The organism is Vibrio rumoiensis (genome assembly GCF_002218045.2).
Lineage (GTDB): Bacteria > Pseudomonadota > Gammaproteobacteria > Enterobacterales > Vibrionaceae > Vibrio > Vibrio rumoiensis.
In genome coordinates this window covers 555,559-580,027 of the sequence record NZ_AP018686.1, presented here as the reverse complement: position 1 = coordinate 580,027, position 24,469 = coordinate 555,559, and the positions used below count along the sequence as shown (strand labels likewise).

Below are 24,469 nucleotides of genomic sequence, written 5' to 3'. Positions count from 1 at the left end.
TCCGACAAAATGCGCTTGTTAAATTGCAATTGCTGCTGACTTTAGAGCAACGAAACAATAAGTGAACCAATTGAAGCTATTGATGCTGCAGTTGGCAAAGACTTAATCAGTGCGTTTACAACAACCTTACTTGGGCGTTCATTTTTACACTGTTCTTCTATTGCACTAACGACTTCTATTGCTTCAGATTTCTCTTCGGCCGATAATTCAAGGCGGTTTATTTCAGCCTTTAAAGCCTCAACACTTTCATACAATTCACTATTTATATTTACAATGTTATGAGAGTTGTCCGTTGAGTTATTATTTACGCGTGCATTATTACCATGAAAATTATAAGTAATATTTTTAATTTCGGCTTCAGCTTCAGGAATTCCTAGTTTCTTATAAGAAATCTTGTATCCAGAAGATATTCCACTAAAGCCTTGATAAAAGCCGGGATCTATAACTTTAAAAGTTTCTTCAATACCACTGGGAAGTTTACGGACTAAAAGGTCACCCGATTCAATTGGAACATCATAACGCTCAGTTATTATTGCATTAGGAGTTACAGCTGATTTTATTCCTTCTACGACTTCACCACTTTTTTTTCGCAACAATAATTGATCATTCATCATGTCTGAAAATGACATACATTACCTCCTTGCAATTTAACAGATAATTAGACTCCCTCTCCTCAGCTAAACTTAACCTGCTAAGAAATTTTTATTGGGAGTCAAACAGTTATGAATAATTCTACTATTATTGGTGTTGATTTAGCAAAAGATGTGTTTCAAGTTTGTGTGTACACAAACAATAAAGTGCTTTCAAACAATGAAATGACGCCGCAAGCATTCACATCTTGGATTGCCAATCAAACACCTACTATCGTGATATTTGAAGCCTGTGCGACATCTAATTACTGGAAGCGCCTTGTATCACAGTTTGGTCATGAAGCTCGACTAATAAGCCCTCAATTAGTTTCTAGAATACGTCAGCATCAAAAAACCGATAAAAATGATGCACTGGCCATTATTCAATCCAGCCTGTTACCTAGTATTAACTTTATTGGCGGAAAAACGCTTCAACAGCAGCAATTACAATCCATTCTTAGAATGAGAGAGCTCGCGGTAAAACAAAAAACCGCTCTAAAAAATCAACTGAAATCCTTATTACTAGAATTTAATTTACGCTGCTCTAAAGGTCATGGCGGATTAAAAAATGCCGTTTATACTGCGCTAGAAGATGCTGAAAATGGATTTTCTGATATTTTTCGCCATGCATTAGCACAAGCTTGGGAGTTTTACGTTGCAATAAATGAGCTCGTATCTTCTTATGACGAAAGTTTAAAAAAACTGACTAAAAGCCTTCCTGAGTGCAACAAGTTAACTCAACTTGAAGGGGTAGGATTAATTAATGCTGTAAACCTGTATATGACTATTGAATGTGAAGGTGAGCGGGCCTTTAAATCAGGCCGAAATGTCTCAGCATGTATTGGTTTAACCCCCGTTCAACATTCTTCTGGTGGGAAAATCAAGCTTGGCTCAATCGGTAAAAAGGTTAGAAATAGTGCATTGAGAAGCCAATTAATCACTGGAGCATTTACTTTTGTAAATAGCATTGATAAGCGACCAGCAAAAACAGAGAAAGAGCTGTGGCTTAAAAAATTAATAGAACGACGAGGGAAAAAATGTGCCGCTGTTGCTCTCGCTAATAAAACAGTCAGGACTGCATTTTCAATGCTACAAAACAACACAAACTATTGCTCAGTAGCACTATAGGGCGAAAAGGTTAAACACTTCATTACTTTGCATAACTCATTCGGTAAGCCAGTAATACACTGAGAGGTTAAAACCTCGCCTAACAGATGTGGCCCCGATACGCGCAATTATCATTGAGTCGATCATTTTAGATTGAACTCGTACATAAGTTCGCAAGTATCAAATAATGGGGTGTTGGCATGAGGGAGTCTACATAAGTGTATTAGCAAGAAACTCGGATTAACCCGAAGATTTTTCCACACGTTCACTGCTAATCAATTCATTTATCACCATAAGATACTCTAATGATGAATTTTTAAAAGCAATTAGTCGATTTTATGCAATGTAGAAAGCGAGAACTGGGTTTAGCGAGCCAATTGTGAGGTGTGCTTAGGAAGCAATTAAGAAGTATGGTAAAAAAGAGTTATACGCATCTGATTGGTAGTAAATTTGGTTTTACTAAAAGCCCTTTGGACTAATAGAATTTTCATTATTAATCCAAAGGTTAGCTTTACAATGTGGAGGGGTTACTTCGCCTTTGGTCTAAACGGCTTAATGACGCTTTCATCACACTCAAGGAATGGGCCTTCCATCAAATCGATGCAGTAAGGAATGGCTGGGAAGACGGCATCTAAACATTCACGGATCGATTTTGGTTTACCCGGTAAGTTAACAATCAAGCTACTGCCACGCAGACCTGCCGTTTGTCGAGATAGGATCGCGGTTGGAACAAACTTTAGCGATTCTGCGCGCATTAACTCACCGAAACCAGGCATCATGCGATCGCATACTGCTTCTGTTGCTTCAGGCGTCACATCGCGCTTTGCAGGGCCAGTACCACCGGTGGTCACGACTAGGCTACAGCCATCTTCATCAACCATTTTGGCGAGCATCGCTTCAATTTGGTCTTGCTCATCTGGGATCACTTGATAAACCGGTTCCCATTCAGAAGTTAAATACTCGTTGAGCGTGTCAATGATGGCTTGGCCTGATAAGTCTTCATACACACCTTGGCTAGCACGGTCACTTACCGTCACAATACCGATTTTTGCTTTGCTCATTACTTGTTCCTCTACCAAAGTTTTTTACCGCGAACAAAATCGAGGTATTTCAAATTTTAAACTCCGCTAAGATACCGTTTCAAGCTAGAAATGAACATAGTCTATTGCTTGGATACACCATTTTATTATCGCTTTACACCAAGTTATTGCTTTTCATTGAACCTATTGGTGATCCACACCGTTTGATAAGGCTTCAGCTGCATACTTTCTGTTGCACCAGTCAGTTCGGTACCGCTGATCAAATCTTTCCAATGATCCGTTTGAATGAGGTTCATATCCGCTAAATTTAACGTTTGTTCTTCAAGGCTGATGTTACTGACACAGAAAATACTTTGTCTTCTGTCCATGCTTTGTCGCCAAAAACCAAATAACTGCCCGCCTAAATGCAGCGTAAATTGCACCGCATTAGGATGAAATGCCGTTTGATGAGTACGTAAGTCAATCAGGTGTAATAAACGATGTAATACTTGATGATGCTGAGTATGCGGTTGATTGAGTAACTCTTGCAGTTGCGAATAGTCCCAACGGTGACGGTTGATGGAACGGTTTTGGTTGGTGTTGGCAACTTTATCGTAATCATTCCCTGTACCAAGCAAACTGTGGATATAGATGCCCGGAATCCCCTCCATTGCCAGCATAATCGCATGAGCACAGATAAAGCGTTCGATGCCATATTTATCCGGCCCTGCTTGGGTTCCTTGTAGGGCATCAAACAGAGCTATGTTAATCTCGTAGGGCTTACGCTCACCCGTTTCGGTTGCCCGCCATGACACTAAACCGCCAAAAGATTGCATCGTATTCACAAGCACGTTGATTTCTTGCTCTTGCAGTAGCCCCTCAACCGGGCGCAAACCAATACCATCGTGCGAGGCAATAAAGTTAAAGTACGTGGTACCTTGTTGCGCCGGCGGCATCCCCATCATCCAACGTTTGAGATGGTCGCCATTGCCGGTAATTAAAGTATTCACTAATAGCGGCGGCAAAGAGAAATTATAAATCGCATGCGCTTCATTGGCGTTACCAAAGTAAGTCAGGTTTTCATGATTTGGAATGTTGGTTTCGGTAATAATAATCGCTTGTGGGCAGGCTTGTTCTATTAGGCTTCTCAGTAGTCGAATCACTTCATGGGTTTGCTCTAAATTAATACAGCTGGTGCCGATTTCTTTCCATAAAAAAGCCACCGCATCAAAACGAAAGGTTCGGATACCATGGTCAATATATTGGCGAATGATCTCAACAAAGGCGGTTAATACTTCCGGATTACGGAAATCAAAATCGACCTGATCATGGCTAAAGGTGCACCAAACGTATTTTGTGCCTTGCGCGGTTTCAACTTCCTTCAATAGATCAGAGGTTCTTGGCCTCACCACTTGCTTCGTCTCAGTATCCTTGGGCACCGTATAAAAATAATCATGCCCAATGCCCTCACCCTTAATGAAGTTTTGAAACCACGCACTCCTGGCCGAACAATGGTTGATCACCAAGTCCGACATCAAATTATAATCACTGGAAATGGCTTGAATATCACGCCAATCGCCTAGCCCTTCATTGACACTGGAATAATCAATTACCGAAAATCCATCATCTGAACTATAAGGAAAAAACGGCAGAATATGCACGCCATTGATATAGGGTTGGCAATAGTCATTCAGAAACGATTTTAAGGTTTTCAATGGGGCTTGATCCGTTTGCAATAAGCTATCGCCGTAGGTGATCATGATGGTATCTTTTTCGCTCCATAACGATTGAGATACCGCCATAGGCATTGATATATCGAGATTTGGTGATAAGCGCATTGTATTCACCAGTTGATTGGCTAACGTTTTATGCGCCATTGGTAATGGAATACCTTGGTAAATCACATCCAAATGGTGACAAATTTTATCCACTAAAACATTTGATGACGTCATACTTAGCCCCCGAATTCTTGATAATCTAATTCCACCGCCTCTTTTAATCGCTCCATCACATCCGGCATGGCGCTTACCACACGGTTCCAGCTAGGAATAAATGGCGTTTCCATCGGGTTATTTAAGAAGCTTTGCCCTGCGGTCATAATATTTTGCGCAAACATTTCCACCGCTTTTTCTTCCATGTGAACATCTAAAGTGAGGCCATTCATCAAGGCATCATTGTGATAGGCTTCTACAAAATCGAGTGCGATACGGTAATAAGTCGCTTTAAGCGAACGAAAGCCTTCAGTGTTGAAGGTTTCCCCTTGAGTCGCCAATTTTCGAAATAGAGATTTGGTTATGTCGATCGACATTTTAGACAAACCACCATCGGTATTATCCAATGAAAGATCTTGGTGTTTATGATCGTAAGTTTTTGCTATGTCTACTTGGCATAAACGGTTACTGGCATAATTGCGGTGCATTTCAGAAAGCACGCCGATTTCTAATCCCCAATCGCTCGGGATTCGAATATCACTGAGTACATCACGACGAAAAGAAAACTCGCCAGCTAAGGAATATTTAAAGCTATCCATATAGTCCAGATAGGCTTTTTGCTCTGTGACCCGTTTTAACGCTTTCAATAAAGGCGTAACTAATAAACGCGCCACCCGGCCATTCATTTTGCCATTGGCCACTCGAGCGTAGTACCCCTTACAAAACTCATAATTAAAGCGTGGATTGGCCACTGGGTAGATTAACCGGGCTAATAAATCATGCTTATAAGTGACAATGTCACAGTCATGCAGTGCGACGGATTCTGCTTTTCCCGTAGCCAGCACATAACCCATGCAGTACCAGACATTACGGCCTTTGCCGAGCTCTTTAGGGGCTAAACCTAACGAAGCTAATTCTTTATCAAGGGCTTGAAGACGTGGGCCATCGTTCCACAAAACGCGGTGATGCTGAGGTAGATCTTTAAAGAAAGATAAAGCATGTTTATATTGCGCTTCATCCGCTCTATCTAGGCCGATCACAATCTGAGATAAGTAAGGTACTTGCTTTAATTCATCGACAATTCTCGGCAGAGCTTCACCTTCTAATTCCGAAAATAAGGAAGGTAATATCAACCCCATGGAACGCTGATCGGCAAACGACATCAGCTCTGCTTCTAATTCCTCCACTGGTCGTTCAGACAAGTTGTGTAATGTTGTCACGATTCCGTTTTGATAAAAGTCAGCCATGATGCCTCCTGCATTCCATGCTAAATATTTAATACGCGGCGGTTCAATCTCTAAGAGCTCACCTGCGCCATTTCAATGTATCTACTCATCGAGTAATAAAATCTTTTTCATGCATTCCGCCCATCCTTGCGGGCCATATTGATGACTATCTAAGACCCCTTGTTCACGATTAAGAATGGGGAAATCATGATGTTGAGATCGAATACGTATCGCGACATCGGCAGCCTCTAACATGCTGATATCATTATGGCTATCGCCAAGCGCGATACTAAACCAATCTTTTGAGCGATCGATTTGCTGGTACATATCCATCAACCACGCCATTGCGATCCCTTTTTGGGCATGACCTCCAATATGAAGAAAGCGGCCACCTTTTAATACTGTTGCGCCTTGTTGTTGCATGTAGGCGATAAATTGCTGCTCTTGTTCAGCGTTGCCAAGCCATTTCACTGGCTCACCATAATCTCGCTGTAAGGCCTGTTTGGACTCTTCTTCGGATAAGCCTGTCAGTTTCGCCACGTCAGCTGCCGACATCTCCGTCATCAAACGAAAACACCCTTCAAATTCATGTTTCGCTTGTTCAATATAAGGCTGCCAATGGCGGCGATGTTGAGTAAACGATTTACGCCAATAACCGTCAATGGAATCACAGCCTTGCGGTGGATTAATCCGCATCTCTTTTGGAATAAAAAGCGCCGCACCATTTTCAACAATAAATGGCGTATTGAGCCCTAGCTTTGGCATTAAACTTTGCAGCTCAGAAAAGGTTTTACTGGTGGTTGGGATCACGGGGATCCCCGCTTGTATCAAGGTGGTGAGAACCGGTTCAACGGCATCGGTACGGTAATCGTTATGATCGAGTAACGTGCCATCTAGATCGGTAAAAACAATCGGATGCAGCCCTAGTCTAAGCATCAAAATACTCTGAACCCGTCTGGGGCGCTAACTTGGTGCTTGCATCATCATGGTGCACAATCATCGGCATACCATACGGACTTGCACTATAAATGGCCCTGTGCTCTAACATCGTCTCGTTCAATGATGGAAAATATAAAGATAACCACATACTTATCGCTCCTTGCTTTATACCTAAGTAAAAGTAATTCAAGAAGCGTGCCACTGGTGTTTTGTCTTTCTTCATTGTTTATAGAGACAAAAATGGTTTATAGAGACAAAAATGGCCTGAACGTTTCCATTCAGGCCATTGCACAATAAAGGTTGGTGTGTGTATTTTGTTTACTTACGGATTGCCATATCTTTATTGGTCATCTTCACGCCCTTGATTTGTGCAAATACTTTCTGCCCAACCTCAAGTTGTAGATCTTCATAAGCCCAAGCAGTAATGTTGGCCCAAAGATAATGCTCACCTTCACCGATTGCTAAACGAATAGAAACAGGCTGCGCAGGATCGGTCACAGGTGCGAGTTCGACAACTTTTGCCGGCAAGATATTTCGAATCGATGTGTCTGTAGATTCCGATAACGTTAACGATACGTCGGTGGCATGGATGCGAATTCTAACCGATTCATCGACATTCGCATCGATACCCGACATCCACACACCACAACTCGGCGCAATTTCCACATAGGTCAGCGCGTAACGTTGATGATGTTGCTTGATGACGCCTTTAAATATCGTGCTCAAATCCGCTTCATCATGCCAAGGCTTAAATGCACTTGATGCCCACATCGTTTCTATATCGCCAGAACCAACGATTCTTCCTGAGTCCATTAATAGCATGTGATCCGCTAAGTGAAGAATCTCATCGAGACTATGCGTAACATACAAAATTGGAATTTGAATCTCTTGCGCTAACGATTCTAAAAACGGCAGCACTTCTTTTTTTCTCGGCAGATCTAAAGACGCTAATGGCTCATCCATCAACAAGATTTTAGGCTCTGACAGTAAGGCTCTGGCAATCGCACAACGTTGTTTTTCACCGCCAGACAAATCGGCCGGATAACGGTCCAATAATTCAGATAAACCAAGGAGATCAACCACTTGATTAAAGTTACGTGGTAGCTTTTTTTTACCAATAAGCTGGCCTTTACCTAGATACCCTTTAGATTTAACGCCATAAAGCAAATTACCCTTCACTTTATAGTGTGGAAATAACCGAGATTCTTGAAACACGTAGCCAATATCTCGTTTTTCAACGGCAAGATTGATACCTTGCTGTGAGTCAAACAACACTCGTTGATTGATACTTATCGAGCCAGAATCTGGATTTTTCAAACCACTGACGGCATTAATAATGCTGGTTTTGCCTGCGCCTGAGCGCCCAAAAATAGCGGTAATTCCAGAACTCGGTATATGCGCTTGAATATCTAAATCAAAATCAGTAAAACGCTGCTTAAAATTTAAATCAATCATGCTTGGCCTCCACTCTTGTCATCACGAGAACTGGAAGCACTAGAAACCCCTAGCTTTTTCTGTGTTTTTTGAGTTAACCATTCAGAGCAAAGTAAAGACAACAAAGCAATCACGATAGAAATCACACACAAACGCCCAGCTTGAAATTCTGCCCCTGGCGTTTGAATAAAATTATACATTGCCAATGGCAGCGTTTGCGTTTGATTAGGAATATTTGCCACAAAACTAATGGTTGCACCAAACTCCCCGAGACTACGAGCAAATGACAGCATGGCGCCCGTGATCACGCCCGGTAATACCAACGGCAAGGTGATGGTCATAAAGACTCGAAATGGTGAAGCGCCAAGCGTTCTTGCCGCTTGCTCGAGTTTAGGATCGACATTCATGAGACTTAATCGGATAGAACGTACCATTAAAGGTAATGCCACCACTGCCGAGGCCAACGCAGCCCCTTTCCAGTTAAAGCTAAACACCAAACCAAAGGTATCAAACAACCACTCACCAACAATGCCTTTTCGTCCCATGGTCAGAAGTAACATATAGCCAATCACCACAGGAGGCAGCACTAAAGGAAGGTGAATCACACTGTCTAGCAGTTTTTTACCCCAAAACTCTTTGGTGACCAGCAGCCAAGCAAAGAAAATCCCTACCGGCAGCAACCAAAGCACCGCGATTGAGGACACTTTTAAGCTCAGTAATAAAGCGCTAATTTCGTAATCCGATAAGATCACTGACTATCCTTTCTTTTCATTAAATTTATTGGGCCACAAGTGGCGTAAAACCATATTTGATAAAGGTATCGCTCGCTTGCTGGCTCTTCAAAAAGTTGAAAAAAGCCTGACTGGTCGCTTTATCATTCAACGCAACCGCTGGGTATATGATTGGAGAATGCGTACTTTCTGGGAACGTTTGAATGATCGATACTTTTTGGCTCATTAAAGCATCGGTTTTATACACGATGCCAAATGGGGCTTCACCGCGCTCCACCAAAGACATAGTGATGCGGACATTATTACTTGGTGCCGTTTTAGACGCTAATTCACTCCATAGCCCCATATTTTCAAGGCTTTCTTTGGCATACATGCCTGCAGGTACGCTTTGAGGTTCACCTACCGCTAAACGATGTTCACCCAATAATTTAGGCAGTTCTTTAAAAGTACCTGCATCTACTTGCGCACTTTTCACCTCTTCAGAGCCAATTAGCACTAAGCTATTGCCCACAAGATCCGTGACCTGACCTTTGGTCGTCATGCCTTGATCTTCAAGATAAATCATCCATTTGGGATTCGCTGAAATAAACACATCCGCAGGTGCGCCTTGTTCAATTTGACGCGCTAAGGTGGATGACCCTGCAAATACAGGGACAATCGTGTCACCGGTTTCCGCTTGATACTTTTGCCCTAGCTCTTTAATAACATCTGTCATTGACGAGGCTGCGTAAACATTAATTTCAGCCGCAAACACTGAAAGTGATGAGCACAAAGCCGATAAGCCTAACGTATAAAGTGCTAACTTTTTCATGTATGGCTTTTTGGTGAATGTTTTTTTCATGGAATCCTCTAAAAACAAACGCTGTATACTTAAGTGCATAACGATGGGTGAATCATACGCAAAACTGACTCTATAAGCAAAATAAAATAAGTAGGATTATAAACAGGTCACTAAGATCTGGCTTGGTTCAAAAGATGCGTAGTAAGTATTATCGAGCTGTAAGGTGTTATTTTTTAATGTATTTTCTTCTAATGATTGGTGTGTCACAGAAGCATATAACAATGTGCCATCACCAATATCTAAAAATACTTCACTGCTCACGTCACCTTGCGTGAGATGGATGAGCTTCCCTTTTAATTGATTTTTATCGGTTTTTTGCGATGTTTGTGAAATTGTCACTGATGGCGCTTTAAACAGCAACAACACCTCTTTGCCAATCTCAAGTTGAAGCTGCTCTGTGCTAACACGAGTGATAATAGCTGAAATTTCACTGCCTTGGTTAAGCTCGACCACAATACGGTCTTTCACATCTTGAGATTCAATTCGTGTGATCCGTCCTTTCAACTGGTTTCTTGCACTGGTTTTTAAGCTAAAATGCCCCAGTATATCTAATAAGCTTTCAGTCGTGACATTGGTATCCATCAAGGCTTTCATCACCATCGACTGCATCTCATTCATCAGGCTATAAACCTTGATCAAGCGAATGCCAAATTCAGTTAACTTTGCACCTCCGCCACCTTTCCCACCGGTTTCACTAGAAACAACTAAATGAGGTGATGCTAGATTCATATCATTAATTGCATTCCAAGCCGCCCGATAACTCAATCCTGCTAACTTCGCACCTTGTGAAATAGAACCAGATACACCAATTTGTTCAAGCAAAGCAATTCGCTTAGGGTTAGCGAACAATTTCTGATTGGTATTTAATGTTAGTAATGCTTCTAATTCCATTGAAGTACCTTGATATAAGATGTCAGGAGCTAATCTCAGCTAAACAGCTCCGGCCAAAGTAAGGCTAGATTTAAATTTTGTTCGATACTATCGGCTAAACGATCCAGCGATTTAATTTGTTGTTGCTCACGGCTATTAATCGCTTGCAAATCACTCACTCCAGCCCATTCAAGAATATGTTCAAAAGCCGCCGGAGAATCAAAGATACCGTGGCAGTAAGTGCCAAAGATCATACCATCATCCGATAAGGCACCATCATATTTTTTATCATGTGAGTCAGTGTTTATGGATATAGGTTGTTGTAAATCAACAAGTGTCTCACCAGCATGAATTTCATAACCTATGATATTAGCCGCTTTTCCTTCAACTAAAGATATTGATCCTGTTACTTGCGTTAATGATTTATGCGGTTTGAGCACAGTATCTAATTTCAAATAACCTAACCCATCCGAATAACCTGCTGGACCTTCAATGCCATCGGGATCACTAATGATGTTACCTAGCATTTGATAACCGCCACAAATACCTATGAGTTTGCCGCCATAACGTAAGTGTTTTTCAATCTCTTTATGCCAATTCTGCTGCTGCAAAAATTCCAGATCAGCTCGTACCGATTTGCTGCCAGGTAAGATGACCAAATCAGCCCCTATCAAGCTTTGTCCTTGATAACGAAACTGAAAATCAATCTCTGGATGATGCTTAAACATATCAAAATCAGTGTGGTTACTCATGCGAGGTAACACCGGCACAAATACGGTGAGTTTTGTCTGCTCATTTTTTGTTTGTTGGCTATCAACGGCGTCTTCGGCATCAAGCTCTAAACCATGCAAATACGGCAATACCCCGATGACAGGCTTACTGGTTTTTTGTTCTAGCCAGTCTAATCCTGGGTTTAATAACTCGATATCGCCACGAAAACGGTTGATGACAAAACCAATCACGCGGTCTTGTTCTGATTGGGATAATAAAGCGAGCGTGCCATATAAATGGGCAAATACCCCACCACGATCAATATCGGCGACAATGATCACCGGCACGTCAGCCTCTTCCGCAAAGCCCATATTGGCAATATCGTTTTCTCGCAGGTTAATTTCCGCTGGACTCCCTGCACCTTCAATTAATACACAATCAAATTTTTGGTTCAGTTGAGCAAATGAATCCAACACATAAGGCATGGTGTAATTTTTATAGGATAGATTGCCCAAAGTCGCTTCTGTTGGCAGCGCTTTACCTTGTACGATAATTTGCGCTTTCATATCGGTATTGGGCTTTAATAGAATGGGGTTCATGTGAACACTAGGTTCAACACCACAGGCAAAAGCTTGCAAGGCTTGCGCTCGACCAATCTCACCGCCATCTTTAGTGACCGCACTATTTAACGCCATATTCTGCGATTTAAATGGCGCGACCAAAACGCCTTTACGCATCAACACGCGACATAAACCTGCCACCAGCACGCTTTTGCCTGCATCAGAAGTGGTGCCTTGTACCATTAACGCTTGAATCGGTTTTAACATTGTAGAGTCGCCAGTAATTAAGATTGGTAAAGCTCGAGAGGAAGACCATCTGGATCGTTGAAGAAGGTAAACTGTTTTCCAGTGAGTTCATCGATTCGAATCGGTTCACACGCCACGTTATGAGATTCAAGGTAGTCAATACATTGCTCTATATCATCCACAGAAAAAGCTAAATGACGTAACCCGCATGCTTCAGGGCGATCGACTCGCGCGGGTGGATTGGGAAACGAAAACAGTTCTATTTGAGTGGTAGCTGAGACTTGCAGATCCAACTTATAAGAATCACGTGCTTCACGGTAGGTTTCTTGCACAACTTTAAATTGCAGAATATCCGTATAGAAATGCTTCGACTTTATATAATCGGAACAAATAATCGCTACATGATCAATTTGATTAAACATTTCATATCCTTACCGTTAATCGACTCAATAAAAATAAATAGAAAAAAGCCCCCAATTCTGGAGGCTTTAACACTCTTCATGACAAGCAATCATGACATTCAGTGATTACTTGGTCGCATCTAATGAAACTTTAGGCTGAACAAATTCACGACTCACATCAACAATTGCGACATCACGGAAGAAACTACGGCCAAGTAGCAACCCGAAATCCATGTGTGTGCGATCCGCTAATGTAAATGGTGTTTTCACTTTTAAGTCACCGACTTGAATCCAACCTTCAACCACGTAACGTTCGAATGTTTCATCTGAGCTAGATTGACGAATAAATTTAGTAGAAACAACCGGAAGTTCTAATTCTTTCGATTCTTTACTGCCATGAGCGAGTTTGAATTTCACCCATTTTTTGCCATCACGCTCAAAAGCAATAACATCAACCGCACTCACGGAAGAAGTCGTTGCGCCTGTATCAATACGAGCGACAACGTTCACATTTAAACCTTCAATGTGAACCCATTCTTTTTGACCTAAGATCAATTTGCCATCTGCGCTTTTTTCACCCGAGGTGACAGTGGCTGGCGCTTTTGGTTTTTGTGGTTTCACCGTAGGCATTGGCATAGGTTTAACATTCGGGTGTTTTTCCATAGGAGACAACTCTGGCTTTGCAGCAGGTTTCGTACTAACGGCATTGTCAGAGGTCGTTGTCTCGGCTTTACTAGCATCTGATGTACCTGATGATTGTTCAGGCGTTGTTGAACAACCAACAATCACAACGGACAGTAACGCGGGAAGAAAAAAGCCCCATTTTTTCATGTTCAATAACCTTTTATATTTGTACCTATGCCCAATGATATTGATTGAGCTTAAGTTTATTTAGCTAATGTATTTATCGCATTTGCGACATATTGTATGTCTTTTTCTTGCAACCCTGCAATATTAATACGGCCATCACCAACGCCATAAATTCCATATTCTTCACGCAATTGCGTCATTTTTTCAGGCGAAAAGCCTAACACAGTGAACATGCCTTTGTGTGACTTTATAAACTCAAATTGGTCATTTTTATGGCTATTAACCAACTCTTGACACAAGGCTTGCCTTAAACCAACTAAACGTTGCTGCATTTCCACTAATTCGGCTTTCCATTGCTGAGTCAAATGTTCACTTTGCAATACCGTTTTCACTAATGCTGCACCATGATCTGGCGGCATCGTATAAGTAGAACGAGCTAGCGTTAGCAGTTTGCCTTTCGCATTATTGGCCTCTTGTAAGTTTTTACCAATAACAATCGCTGCGCCAGTCCGTTCACGATATAAACCAAAATTCTTCGAACACGAAGTGGTGATCAGCATCTCTTCGACATTATTGGCCATATGTTGTAAGCCAACAATGTCTTGCGCTAAACCATCACCAAAACCTTGATAGGCAATATCAACAAATGGTGTGAATCCATTTTTCTGGGCTAATTCAGTAATGGCTTTCCAATCATCAACAGTGATGTCTGCCCCCGTTGGGTTATGACAACATCCATGCAGTAAAACCACATCTTTCGGGCCAGCTTGGGCAAGGTCTTCTAGCATTTTAGCTGAATCGACCTGACGAGTTTCAGGGTTAAAGTAATGGTAAAAACGCACTTTCAATCCTGCCGCTTCCATAACAGGACGGTGATTGACATAACTAGGGTTGCTGATCCACACCGTCGTTTCTGGCTCTGCAATTTTCAATAAATCACCTAGCATTCTCAGTGCGCCACTCGCGCCCGGCGTTTGAATGGCAGACACACGAGAATACGCCGCCGTGTCTTTTAACAATAAATCCACCATACATTGGTTAAACTCTTCACAGCCCGCTAAGCCAACATACGCTTTGGTGGTTTGCTCTTGAGCCTGCTGAGTCTGAGCTTGTTTAATGGCAGCCATGATTGGTGTTTGACCTTGGCTATTTTTATAAACACCAATGCCTAAATCGACTTTTTCTGGACGGGGATCATTACGATAAGCCACGGAAAGTGACAAAATAGGATCTTGCTGCGGAGCGGATAAGTGAGAAAGCATGAATACACAACCCTGTGATAAATGATAAAAATTCAAATTACCACCAGAGCAAAAAAAAATCGACGAGATTTTCAGGATCCGGTCGATTTTATAATGTGATATTGCTGAAATATTTAAAATGTGACTCTTATTTATCTAAAATCAGATTTTCCGTCAAATAATGAACCACCTGATTACTGCTTCCTCGCCATTGCAAGCTAGGATCGGCCAGAGCTTTCTCAAACTTACCATCCACCAGCACATCAACATAATTCACGACTTCTTTTTGTGAATCGTTTAAGTCTGCCAAGGTATAACCTGTCCACATCCAAATGTCTTTATTTGGGCACTCTCGCTTCACTCGCTTAACTAACGTTAATACTACCGACAAATTCTGCGGGTGCAGAGGATCACCGCCAGATAAAGACAACCCTCGGCGAAATATTCGTGTATCTTGCAAATCACGGATAATCGCATCTTCATTTTCTTGGGTAAACTCGACTCCCGCGCTCAACGACCAAGTACTTTGGTTATAACACCCTTTACATTGATGCACACAACCAGAAACAAACAAAGTACAACGTGTCCCGGGCCCATTAATCACATCGACTGGGTAGTATTGAGAAATATTCATGGTAACTCTCTGAGCAACACTTATAGGTGTTTTACGCGACGCTTCACTTCTTCCTGCTTACCATCATTAAATGGTCGTGCATCTGGGCTACCTAAGTACCCACATACGCGACGCGTTACTGACACTTTGCTTGAATCATGGTTGCCGCATTTAGGACACGTGAAGCCTTTGCTTGTGCATTCAAACTCACCGGTATAACCACATTCATAACATTCATCGATTGGCGTGTTAGTGCCGTAATAAGGCACACGGCTATAGCTGTAATCCCAAACGTTTTCTAATGCTTCAACGTTATGCTGCATATTCGGGAACTCCCCATAGCAGATAAAACCACCGCTTGAGATTTCAGGATATGGCATTTCAAAATCAATTTTATCGTACGGTGTGGCTTTCTTTTGTACGTCCAAATGGAAGCTATTAGTGTAATAGCCTTTGTCGGTCACGCCTTCGATCACACCGAATTGTTTCGCATCTAAACGACAAAAACGATTACATAAGTTTTCACTTGGTGTGCCGTATAAACTAAAGGCATAACCGCTTTCTTTAGTCCAGGTTTCAACATATTGCTTCATGAAATCAATGATCTTAATCGCTTTCAAACGCAAGATATCATCATCATAAACATGAGTTTCCGTACCAAATAACGCAGCAACGGTTTCATGAACACCAATATAGCCTAATGAGATAGAAGCTCGACCATTTTTAAAGATGTCAGCAATATTGTCATCAGCGTTTAAGCGCACACCACATGCCCCTTCCATATACAGAATGGGCGCAACACGAGCTTTAACATTTTCTAGACGATGAATTCGGGTATCCAGTGCGCGTTTAGCAAGATGAAGCTTAGTTTTTAATATGTCATAAAAACGTGATTCATCCCCTTGAGCTTCAATGGCAATACGTGGCAAGTTGAGGCTCACAACACCAAGGTTATTACGACCATCGTGAATCAACTTACCGTCTTCTTTATAAGTATTTAAGAAACTACGGCAACCCATTGGCGTTTTAAATGATCCCGTCACTTCGACAACTTTGTCGTAGTTAAGAATATCCGGATACATACGCTTGGTCGCACACTCAAGCGCCAGTTGTTTAATGTCATAATTAGGGTCGCTTAGTTTATGGTTTAAACCATCACGAATCGCAAACACTAATTTAGGGAATACCGCTGTTTTTCGGTTTTTACCAAGGCCCGCAATACGATTACGTAAAATAGACGATTGAATGAGCTTACACGCCCACGATTCACCCAGGCCAAAACCAAAGGTCACAAATGGTGTTTGCCCATTTGCGGTATGCAGCGTATTCACTTCATACTCTAGCGACTGGAAAGCGTCATAACATTCTTTCTCTGTTTGGGTACGCGCAAACTCTTGAGGATTTGGAATGTCCCACTCTTGCGCCAATTTTAATTGCTTTTGATGGCTAGCAAGTACATAAGGTTCAAGGATTTCATCAATACGGTTAATGGTTGTACCGCCATAAATATGGCTAGCCACTTGGGCAATAATTTGCGCTGTCACCGCGGTGGCGGTCGAGATTGATTTTGGCGTATCTATTTCAGCATTACCCATCTTAAAGCCGCGCGTTAACATCCCTTCAAGGTCAATCAACATGCAGTTAAACATAGGGAAAAATGGTGCGTAGTCTAGATCGTGGTAATGAATGTCACCAGATTCATGAGCATTCACGACATCCCGTGGCAAAATGTGTTGTTTCGCATAGTGTTTAGCCACAATACCCGCAAGAAGATCACGTTGAGTCGGAATAACCTTGCCATCTTTATTCGCGTTTTCATTGAGTAAATCGGTATTATTTTGCTCAATCAGGCCTTCTATTTCTTTATTCAGCGCACTGCTTTTTTCACGCGCAAGATCTCTATCATGGCGATATTCAATGTAATGACGCGCCAGCGATTTAAACTCACCCTGCATCAAGTAATTTTCAACCATGGTTTGAATATCTTGGATATGAATGCCATCAGGATAGTCAGCTTGAGTTTCGATCAATCTCTGCTCAACACAGCCAGCTAATTGTTGTGCATATTCCTTTAAACGATCGTCCGCCTTCTCTGCTGCACTCAGTACTGCAGCCACGATTCTATCTTGCTGAAACGAGGCTTTAGAACCATCCCTTTTTATAACAATCAACTGACCCATCCTAACTCTGCCCTCTAATAAACATTCATGATATAGACACAAATAAAGCATGAAACACAATATGTTGTGCCATTATCGATTTTATCGCTAGGTCGATCTTGATCTAAATCAAAGGTTGTCAGGGGAATAATAAAGAGATTTTTTGCAAGTCTTTTTGCTCACAAAATTCAAAATAATATGCTGAATAAACACACTAACCCGCTTCGTTATGTTAAATTTTTCACTCAATTTGCTATCGAATTTATTAACTTGTGAGAAACCATCTACAAATGAAAATACAATGGAAATATTTCGCTTACGTTTATCTTTTTAGTTGTATTTCATTGCCAGTTTCGGCAGAAGTTAACACAACTCAACCGATAAAAATAAGCACATGGAATTTAGAATGGCTTACGACTTCTCCAACGAATTCTATTAAAGAGAGCCAGAGAAAAGCACAAGATTTTAATGCATTAACTATGAAGTTTGGCCAAATCAAACCAGACATTCTCGCGTTCCAAGAAGTAGACTCTATCGCGGCCATTCATAAAGTGGTTGGAGAGGATTATCGCATCTATCTCTCAGATCGCGCTAAGCCACAATACTCCAATCTTCAATTTAAAGGGGTCAACCAATATACCGGTTTTGCAATATCCGAAAAGTGGCTCATCAGAAATCAAGGCAAGATTGTCGATCCTCAAGATATCGAGCTATTAAATAACGCTAAACTACGCTTCGCCACATATATTGTGATACAACAAGCCAACCGACCTGATTTGCATTTGTTATCGGTACATTTAAAGCATGGTTGCGCGGCCAAGAAAAAGCGTTCACGTTCTTGCCAACAGTTATCGGATCAGACTGATAGATTAAATCAATGGTTAGCGGCGCGAGTTGAAAAGCAACAGACTTTTATTGTTTTAGGGGATTTTAATCATAACCTTGCTTACCAAGGCGATTGGATGTGGCAACAATTAACGGCAAAACTAAATGAAAAAGTGCAATTAGCAACTCAAGCAACACCGGCGATATGCCAGGTGAAATCAAACCGGAACCCCAATCAACTCTATCGCTACCCTAGCTTAATTGACCATATTATAGTTAGCCGACCAAGTCAGGTGCATGAGACACAACAGATAGCATTTACTAAACAAGAAGCGTTGAATTATCACTTAAGCGATCATTGCCCGGTGGTCAGCGATATCGATTTCATCTCAGCCAACACTATTTAGATTGAACCCCACCCACTTTGGCAAGAGCCAGTGGGTAATGACGTTGTTCGGCTAATGTACATGCCGTATCTAAAACCTGTTCAATCGTCAGTTGTGAAGCTATGTTTTGTTGAGTGAGCTGACGTTCGTCATAAAAACCGCACTCTCGCATTTGCTCTTCAATTTGTTTAGCCGCTTCTAACGCGGATGAGGCTTTGACGATTTCCATACGAGCATAATTATCACCCGCGAACGATACACTCGCGGCACGTAAGGTAATATCGGTCCCCGGAATTTGTTGTGCGCCAAATAAAGGTTTACCACCAAGTGTTGCGCTTGCGAAACTGGGGATAAATTGCGCCATGTGCTGAATGGCTTTATTGGTTCGAATGGTTTGCTGCTCTTCACTCCAACCGTGAATGATCTTATTAACGAGATGCACCGGTAACTTGGGCTGCGAGCTTTCTTCAGTAGAGTGTGCAACCCCATCTTCAAAGAGTGTGATGTCTTCTGTCATACCATGCAATTGGAAATAACCATCTGGGTACGGCGTTAATTGCGCCATACCTTGTGGCGTACCACGCTCACCATGAAAGATCACTTCTGGCCATAACGCGCTGCCTTCTTGCCAATGCGTAACATAAGCCGCTTTAAATTCCACTAAACGTGAACGAGGTGCGTTTATCCAGTCATCAACCACACCGGTTTGATAGCCTGATGCATTAATCAAATAATCAACGGTGGTCGCCTGTTCTGGTGTATGAACAGATTGGTTAGCATCATACGATGTGTGATGAATCGTCCATTGTTTATCTTGAGCTTCAACGCCGATAACTTGAGTTTGAGTATATATTTGACAATTCGGTAGCTGGCCTAGGGCAAGGTTCACGGTTGCCGATAAACGGAACACACTTAGACCGTATTCTTGCACTAACACAACGGGGAATTTTAACGTATTAAGATCGACACTTTTCGCAAATGGGATCATCCATTCATCTAAACTTTGCTCGGTAAGCGAATCAGGATTGGGAACATCTCTTTTAGATAATCGTTCGAGTTCTTGCTGTGAGTAAAGTTTGAAATAATGTTGAGGGTCACCGAGCACTTGATTACTGCTGTCTTGTTCAACAAGCGACTGATACGCTTCTTTAATCACCTGTAGACGAGGAAGTAAGTCTTCAGGCTGCCCTTTATCTTGAATCGGAACCGCAATCACTGTCGGGCGCACATTCATCGTATGCTTATATAATTTAACCGTCTCAATCGATTCTTTTAGCAGTTGAACACATTGCTGCTGAGAGATTTCACGATACAAGTTACCACCAGCATGCAAATGACAAATCGGCGGACCATCCACCAAACTTGGTCCCTGTTCGAATATAGACACTTGAAGCCCAAGGTCAGCAAAGTGCAATGCTGCCGTTGCCCCAGCAATACCGCCACCAATAATACCAATGTGTGGATAAGCCATATGTAATCGATAATTCCTACAACAATAATACCCAAGCCAAGTTGGCGAATAGGCACAATCTATTTGAACTGACAATACCCTACCACTTTAGTCGGATATTTCGAACTAAATTTTAATCATGGGCGACCAAGTGGTTAAAAAGTAGGAGTTATCGCTGGATTAGCGTGCGATTTTTCCTCAGCTAATTTTCTTATATTAACTCTGATATTTCACTCAAAAAAATATAAAAAATCACTTGACCGATTCTATTCACTTTTACAAAAAATCGATGTTGTGAATAACCAAAATCCGCTAAGCAATCCCTGCCGAGGCTTACAAGCGGATTGGTTAATTTTCACAATGAAGTTATCCCAATATTTATCCACCGTTTTTGTGGATAACTACCTTTTTTATTCATCGCGATTCTAAGAACCCAATTTATTAACAGGGATAAGTAATTGCTTAATAAGTGTCCGAAGCACTAGCGCTAACGTCACAAATGCGAGCAATGGTAAAGTTACCCACAGTGCAAAATGCCAAGTAGGCTCAAGTTCAAAGCCCCATTTCATTAAGCTAGCAACACTCGACTCTGCGCCAAAGCTGGCCACCAAACCTGCTATCAAAGCCATGATGCCATATTCATACCACACGGTTTTGTTGATGCGCTTTTTACTGGCACCCAACGTTCGGTACAAACGTATCTCATCTTGCCTTTGTGAAAGACTTAAACGCAGTAAAGTGAATATCAGCAATAAACCGGCAATCACAGCTAAACCGGCAAGTACCGTAATTGACCACACTATTTGGGTCAGCAGCACCTGAATTTTGCCAGCCATCGTTCGAATATCCATTAAACTTACGGTTGGAAAATCTCTCGCCATCGTATTTAAGAAAGCATCCGTTTTTGCACTATTCCCTTCAGGCGCTTTAAAACTTACAAGCCAAGTTGCTGGAATATCTTTTAAAACATCAGGTGAGAAAATAAAGTAAAAGTTCGGCTTCATTTCACGCCAATGCACTTTACGGATGGTATTTACTTTTGCTTTGACGGTTTGACTACTAATCACAAACGTTAAGGTATCGCCAATCTTTAACCCAAGATCATTGGCAACATCAGATTCAACGGAAACACTCGCGGGCTCGCCCCATTCACCTTCTAATAAGTCGTTACGTTCTGGCAAGGTTTCCGCCCAAGTGAAATTTAACTCACGACGTAATGAATCACTCTTGTCTTCGCCATCGGCATACTCTTTCGCTTCAACACCATTAATCTCACTTAAGCGGCCTCGAATGATGGGATACGCCTCGGAACGAGTTAACTTCTGAGCATCAATCTCTTGTAGATATTGATCCTTTTCATAGGAGGCAATATTGAGCGCAAACACATTTGGGGCATCTTGAGGCAAAGTTTGTTGCCAGTCATTTAGTAGATCGCTGCGCACTAGCCAAATGATCGCAATCAACATTAATGATAGGGCTAAGGCACCAAACTGAATACCACTCGCAATCGAAGAACGATTAATACGACTTAACGCTAGTTTCAATGCTGGGGACGCAGGTAAACCTTGTAAACCTTTCACAATCAATAAGCTAATCACTCCAAGGATCACAAAGAGCACTAGAATGCTGGCAAGCACGATCCAAACCAGCGTATTGCCGCCGTACACTAACATCAACAAACCAAATGGTAATAAAGTGAGTAGCCACGCTTTTTGAGGAATATTTCCCTGACTAGGCTGCATGACTGATGCGGCAGAAGTATTTAACAAGCCAATCAAAGGGATCCCGAGCGCGGGAATACCAATCGCTAAACACGTACCCACGGATAATAAAAACGGCATCAAGCCATAACTCGGTAGCGGATCAGGTAAAACGTCGGTTAAAGGAATGCGCAAGACCATTTCAAGAAATACACCAATTAATGAGCCAAACACGATTCCTATGGCAAATAAGCTGCCAATTTGAATGCTCAACCAACGGATCAACCAAGGGCGTTGCGCGCCTAGGCTTTTGAGCATCGCAATGGTCTGGCGTCGGCTCGATACGTAATGCTGACAAGTTAATACCAATGTTATTGCAGCCATTACGACGACAATCGCGACAGTTAATGACAAATATTGCTTGGTTTTATTAAACACTTCAGAGGTTCGACTTTGTGAATCTTCATCAACCCAGCGATCACTTGGGGTTAACTCAACCGATTGTTTAATTTGAGCGATTTGTTGCTCATCACCATTAATAAACAAACGAAAGCTGACTCGACTTCCTAACTGCACCGCGCCTGTTTTGTCCACATCAGATTGATGTATATACACACTCGGCATTTGCTGAAATGGATTAAAAGCCAATCCTGGCTCTTGCAATACTTCCCCACTCACCACAAAATCCGCATCGCCAATAGTGACACTGTCACCCACCTTAACCTTGAGTTGTTGCATGACTCTCGGCTCTAACCACAGTTGATTAGCTTGTACGTGATTAGCTTGACCAGAAGCATTAGAAAGCAGCATTTCACCACGCAAAGGATATTGACTATCCACCGCTTTCACTGTCACCAATTGCATGCTGTTATCACTAAATGCCATGGTGGCAAAGCGTGTCAGTGTCGCCGTTTTAACTTGCTGCTGGGAAGCTTGCGTTAATAAACTGTCTGGCAATGGGTTGGATGACCGAAATACCGTATCGGCGGTCAAGGCGTTTTTCCCCTGAGTTTCCACCACTTGATCCATGCGATCGGCCAATGCGGCTAAACCAAATACACAAGCAATAATGAGAGTTAAGGCAATGGCAATCGGCCACAGTTGTCCCTGTTTAATTTCACGCCAACTCCACCTCAATAATTCTCGATTCGGCAATCGCTTTATATTTGGCTTCATGCCCGCTCCTCCAGCTCACCCGCTTGCATGTGAAGCGTTCGATCGCAGCGTTTGGCCAAATCATTATCATGAGTCACTAACACCAAAGTCGTTTTATGCGCTTTATTGAGTTCAAATAACTGTTCAATGATATTAGCCGCGGTAATTTGATCTAAGTTACCTGTAGGTTCATCAGCAAATAAAATCGTCGGTTTGATCATAAAGGCGCGAGCTAAAGCCACACGCTGCTGTTCTCCCCCAGACAGTTGGCTCGGGGTATGCGTTAATCTTTCTTTTAAGCCTACTTCGGTGAGTAATTGGGTTGCTCTTTCAATGTCTTCCTTTTCACCTTTTAATAAACAAGGCAAAGTGACATTTTCTAATGCCGTTAAGGTTGGGATAAGTAGGAAACTTTGAAACACAAACCCTATAGAATCACTTCTTAACGCTGCACGTTGCTCATCATCGAGTGTCGATAAAGGCTTACCAAGCAAACTCACTTCGCCTTGAGTTGGAACATCTAGTCCAGCGAGCAAGGTCATCAAGGTCGATTTACCTGCGCCAGAAGTACCGACAATCGCAACACTTTCTCCAGCACGAATGGCTAGGTTCACTTGTTTTAATATGGTTAAATGTTCTTTCTCAGTAGAGACTGATTTAGACACAGATTGAGCTTGGATGACTATTTGGTTTGAATCATGGAACTCAGGTGATCGAGTAGACGAATATGGGTTTACACTCAAGTTTACGCCGTCATTCTCTGCTGCGTTTTTTATAGATGGATCTTTTATAGGTGATTGAGACATGATGAGATTGTTATCCTTACTATTAGTGCTGTGCTTTTCTTCCGTCACACAGGCTGCGGTAAAAACCACTATTTTAATCTTAGGCGATAGTCTAAGTGCTGGGTACCAAATGCCGATTGAGCAAAGTTGGCCATCACTACTACCAAAAGAATTACAGCAAAAAGGAATTGAAGCCGATGTTATTAATGGCAGTATCTCTGGTGACACGACAGGTAATGGCTTACAACGACTTCCATCACTACTCAAACAACACCAGCCCGATTGGGTATTGATTGAACTTGGTGCCAATGATGGCTTACGCGGCTTCCCTCCTGCTACGATTCAACGTAACTTGAATCAGCTTATTCAGCAAAGTAAAGAAGCCGGTAGTCAGGTCGCGTTAATGCAAATTATGGTGCCACCTAATTATGGCAAGCGTTACACACAAGCTTTTGCTAATTTATACCCTGAGGTAGCCAAGCAGCAAGACATTCCGTTACTGCCATTTTTTCTCGAAAATGTCATCGTAAAACCAGAGTGGATGATGAAAGATGGTCTACACCCAAAATCAGAGGCTCAACCATGGATCGCCCAGTTCATGGCCACTCAGCTTCAATCCATTCTATGAATACAAAGCTCAATACTCTTTTCACTCATGAATGGTTCACAAAAAGTCGACTTAAATCAGAGTTGGCTTTGC

General features: G+C 42.0%; 21 protein-coding genes. 3 read left to right on the top strand and 18 right to left on the bottom strand.

Annotated elements, in window-relative coordinates:
• Positions 1-41 precede the first annotated feature (41 nt).
• A complete protein-coding gene (locus VRUMOI_RS15040) occupies positions 42-629 on the bottom strand; it encodes a hypothetical protein (RefSeq protein WP_089138824.1) in 588 nt (195 codons plus the stop codon).
• Between the two features lie 93 nt (positions 630-722).
• Here VRUMOI_RS15040 and VRUMOI_RS15035 point away from each other — a divergent pair, with 93 nt between their 5' ends.
• Positions 723-1,757, top strand: a complete 1,035-nt coding sequence (locus tag VRUMOI_RS15035; RefSeq protein WP_089138825.1) for an IS110 family RNA-guided transposase — start codon at positions 723-725, stop codon at positions 1,755-1,757.
• 506 nt (positions 1,758-2,263) lie between these two features.
• Here the strand turns inward: VRUMOI_RS15035 and mog are convergent.
• From mog to nrdD, 14 genes are all read right to left on the bottom strand, one after another.
• Positions 2,264-2,797, bottom strand: coding sequence for a molybdopterin adenylyltransferase (gene mog, locus VRUMOI_RS15030; protein WP_089138826.1), 534 nt, complete (start codon positions 2,795-2,797; stop codon positions 2,264-2,266).
• Between the two features lie 143 nt (positions 2,798-2,940).
• Entirely contained in the window at positions 2,941-4,707 is a 1,767-nt protein-coding gene (locus tag VRUMOI_RS15025) for an alpha-amylase family glycosyl hydrolase (protein ID WP_089138827.1), read from the bottom strand.
• A gap of 2 nt (positions 4,708-4,709) precedes the next feature.
• The gene (locus VRUMOI_RS15020) at positions 4,710-5,933 is read right to left on the bottom strand and encodes a glycosyltransferase family protein (protein WP_089138828.1); all 1,224 of its coding nucleotides are present in this window, start codon (positions 5,931-5,933) and stop codon (positions 4,710-4,712) included.
• Between the two features lie 81 nt (positions 5,934-6,014).
• Positions 6,015-6,848, bottom strand: coding sequence for an HAD-IIB family hydrolase (locus VRUMOI_RS15015; protein ID WP_089138829.1), 834 nt, complete (start codon positions 6,846-6,848; stop codon positions 6,015-6,017).
• Between the two features lie 321 nt (positions 6,849-7,169).
• A complete protein-coding gene (modC, locus tag VRUMOI_RS15010; RefSeq protein WP_089138830.1) occupies positions 7,170-8,306 on the bottom strand; it encodes a molybdenum ABC transporter ATP-binding protein ModC in 1,137 nt (378 codons plus the stop codon).
• Positions 8,303-9,034 carry a molybdate ABC transporter permease subunit gene (gene modB, locus VRUMOI_RS15005; protein ID WP_089138882.1) on the bottom strand — a complete coding sequence of 244 codons (732 nt, stop codon included), beginning with the start codon at positions 9,032-9,034 and terminating at the stop codon, positions 8,303-8,305. The genes modC and modB overlap by 4 nt, the downstream gene beginning before the upstream one ends.
• A gap of 28 nt (positions 9,035-9,062) precedes the next feature.
• Positions 9,063-9,857, bottom strand: a complete 795-nt coding sequence (modA, locus tag VRUMOI_RS15000) for a molybdate ABC transporter substrate-binding protein (RefSeq protein WP_231897561.1) — start codon at positions 9,855-9,857, stop codon at positions 9,063-9,065.
• A 96-nt stretch (positions 9,858-9,953) separates the two neighbouring features.
• Complete coding sequence (locus VRUMOI_RS14995) at positions 9,954-10,748, bottom strand: TOBE domain-containing protein (protein ID WP_089138831.1); 795 nt, start codon at positions 10,746-10,748, stop codon at positions 9,954-9,956.
• 35 nt (positions 10,749-10,783) lie between these two features.
• Positions 10,784-12,265, bottom strand: a complete 1,482-nt coding sequence (locus VRUMOI_RS14990) for a cobyric acid synthase (protein WP_174208822.1) — start codon at positions 12,263-12,265, stop codon at positions 10,784-10,786.
• 17 nt (positions 12,266-12,282) lie between these two features.
• A complete protein-coding gene (gene gloA2, locus VRUMOI_RS14985; protein ID WP_089138832.1) occupies positions 12,283-12,666 on the bottom strand; it encodes an SMU1112c/YaeR family gloxylase I-like metalloprotein in 384 nt (127 codons plus the stop codon).
• A 105-nt stretch (positions 12,667-12,771) separates the two neighbouring features.
• Entirely contained in the window at positions 12,772-13,476 is a 705-nt protein-coding gene (locus VRUMOI_RS14980) for an ATP-dependent zinc protease family protein (protein WP_089138833.1), read from the bottom strand.
• 56 nt (positions 13,477-13,532) lie between these two features.
• Positions 13,533-14,717, bottom strand: coding sequence for an amino acid aminotransferase (locus VRUMOI_RS14975; protein WP_089138834.1), 1,185 nt, complete (start codon positions 14,715-14,717; stop codon positions 13,533-13,535).
• Between the two features lie 127 nt (positions 14,718-14,844).
• Positions 14,845-15,330 carry an anaerobic ribonucleoside-triphosphate reductase-activating protein gene (gene nrdG / locus VRUMOI_RS14970; protein WP_089138835.1) on the bottom strand — a complete coding sequence of 162 codons (486 nt, stop codon included), beginning with the start codon at positions 15,328-15,330 and terminating at the stop codon, positions 14,845-14,847.
• A gap of 20 nt (positions 15,331-15,350) precedes the next feature.
• On the bottom strand, positions 15,351-17,480 hold the full coding sequence (nrdD, locus tag VRUMOI_RS14965) for an anaerobic ribonucleoside-triphosphate reductase (protein WP_408646305.1): 2,130 nt from the start codon (positions 17,478-17,480) through the stop codon (positions 15,351-15,353).
• Positions 17,481-17,758: 278 nt separating this feature from the next.
• On the opposite strand from nrdD, the gene VRUMOI_RS14960 reads away from it, so the two are divergent.
• Positions 17,759-18,700 carry an endonuclease/exonuclease/phosphatase family protein gene (locus VRUMOI_RS14960; protein WP_089138837.1) on the top strand — a complete coding sequence of 314 codons (942 nt, stop codon included), beginning with the start codon at positions 17,759-17,761 and terminating at the stop codon, positions 18,698-18,700.
• Here VRUMOI_RS14960 and VRUMOI_RS14955 read toward each other — a convergent pair.
• The 3 genes from VRUMOI_RS14955 to VRUMOI_RS14945 form a co-directional block, all read right to left on the bottom strand.
• Positions 18,693-20,150: an FAD-dependent oxidoreductase gene (locus VRUMOI_RS14955; RefSeq protein ID WP_089138838.1), complete on the bottom strand. Its 1,458-nt coding sequence runs from the start codon at positions 20,148-20,150 to the stop codon at positions 18,693-18,695. The two genes, VRUMOI_RS14960 and VRUMOI_RS14955, sit on opposite strands and share 8 nt — an antisense overlap.
• Before the next feature lie 404 nt (positions 20,151-20,554).
• A complete protein-coding gene (locus tag VRUMOI_RS14950) occupies positions 20,555-22,993 on the bottom strand; it encodes an ABC transporter permease (RefSeq protein WP_408646312.1) in 2,439 nt (812 codons plus the stop codon).
• Positions 22,994-23,001: 8 nt separating this feature from the next.
• Complete coding sequence (locus tag VRUMOI_RS14945) at positions 23,002-23,790, bottom strand: ABC transporter ATP-binding protein (protein WP_089138840.1); 789 nt, start codon at positions 23,788-23,790, stop codon at positions 23,002-23,004.
• On the opposite strand from VRUMOI_RS14945, the gene tesA reads away from it, so the two are divergent.
• On the top strand, positions 23,789-24,397 hold the full coding sequence (tesA, locus tag VRUMOI_RS14940; RefSeq protein ID WP_089138841.1) for a multifunctional acyl-CoA thioesterase I/protease I/lysophospholipase L1: 609 nt from the start codon (positions 23,789-23,791) through the stop codon (positions 24,395-24,397). The two genes, VRUMOI_RS14945 and tesA, sit on opposite strands and share 2 nt — an antisense overlap.
• Positions 24,398-24,469 lie beyond the last annotated feature (72 nt).

Coding starts and splice junctions, on each gene's coding strand:
- VRUMOI_RS14995 (WP_089138831.1), bottom strand. CDS start 10,748: ATGGAATTAGAAGCATTACTAACATTAAATACCAATCAGAAATTGTTC.
- VRUMOI_RS15035 (WP_089138825.1), top strand. CDS start 723: ATGAATAATTCTACTATTATTGGTGTTGATTTAGCAAAAGATGTGTTT.
- mog (WP_089138826.1), bottom strand. CDS start 2,797: ATGAGCAAAGCAAAAATCGGTATTGTGACGGTAAGTGACCGTGCTAGC.
- VRUMOI_RS14945 (WP_089138840.1), bottom strand. CDS start 23,790: ATGTCTCAATCACCTATAAAAGATCCATCTATAAAAAACGCAGCAGAG.
- tesA (WP_089138841.1), top strand. CDS start 23,789: ATGATGAGATTGTTATCCTTACTATTAGTGCTGTGCTTTTCTTCCGTC.
- gloA2 (WP_089138832.1), bottom strand. CDS start 12,666: ATGTTTAATCAAATTGATCATGTAGCGATTATTTGTTCCGATTATATA.
- VRUMOI_RS15020 (WP_089138828.1), bottom strand. CDS start 5,933: ATGGCTGACTTTTATCAAAACGGAATCGTGACAACATTACACAACTTG.
- VRUMOI_RS15025 (WP_089138827.1), bottom strand. CDS start 4,707: ATGACGTCATCAAATGTTTTAGTGGATAAAATTTGTCACCATTTGGAT.
- modA (WP_231897561.1), bottom strand. CDS start 9,857: ATGAAAAAAACATTCACCAAAAAGCCATACATGAAAAAGTTAGCACTT.
- VRUMOI_RS14955 (WP_089138838.1), bottom strand. CDS start 20,150: ATGGCTTATCCACACATTGGTATTATTGGTGGCGGTATTGCTGGGGCA.
- VRUMOI_RS14960 (WP_089138837.1), top strand. CDS start 17,759: ATGAAAATACAATGGAAATATTTCGCTTACGTTTATCTTTTTAGTTGT.
- VRUMOI_RS15040 (WP_089138824.1), bottom strand. CDS start 629: ATGTCATTTTCAGACATGATGAATGATCAATTATTGTTGCGAAAAAAA.
- VRUMOI_RS14980 (WP_089138833.1), bottom strand. CDS start 13,476: ATGAAAAAATGGGGCTTTTTTCTTCCCGCGTTACTGTCCGTTGTGATT.
- modC (WP_089138830.1), bottom strand. CDS start 8,306: ATGATTGATTTAAATTTTAAGCAGCGTTTTACTGATTTTGATTTAGAT.
- nrdG (WP_089138835.1), bottom strand. CDS start 15,330: ATGAATATTTCTCAATACTACCCAGTCGATGTGATTAATGGGCCCGGG.
- VRUMOI_RS15015 (WP_089138829.1), bottom strand. CDS start 6,848: ATGCTTAGACTAGGGCTGCATCCGATTGTTTTTACCGATCTAGATGGC.
- VRUMOI_RS14975 (WP_089138834.1), bottom strand. CDS start 14,717: ATGCTTTCTCACTTATCCGCTCCGCAGCAAGATCCTATTTTGTCACTT.
- VRUMOI_RS14990 (WP_174208822.1), bottom strand. CDS start 12,265: ATGTTAAAACCGATTCAAGCGTTAATGGTACAAGGCACCACTTCTGAT.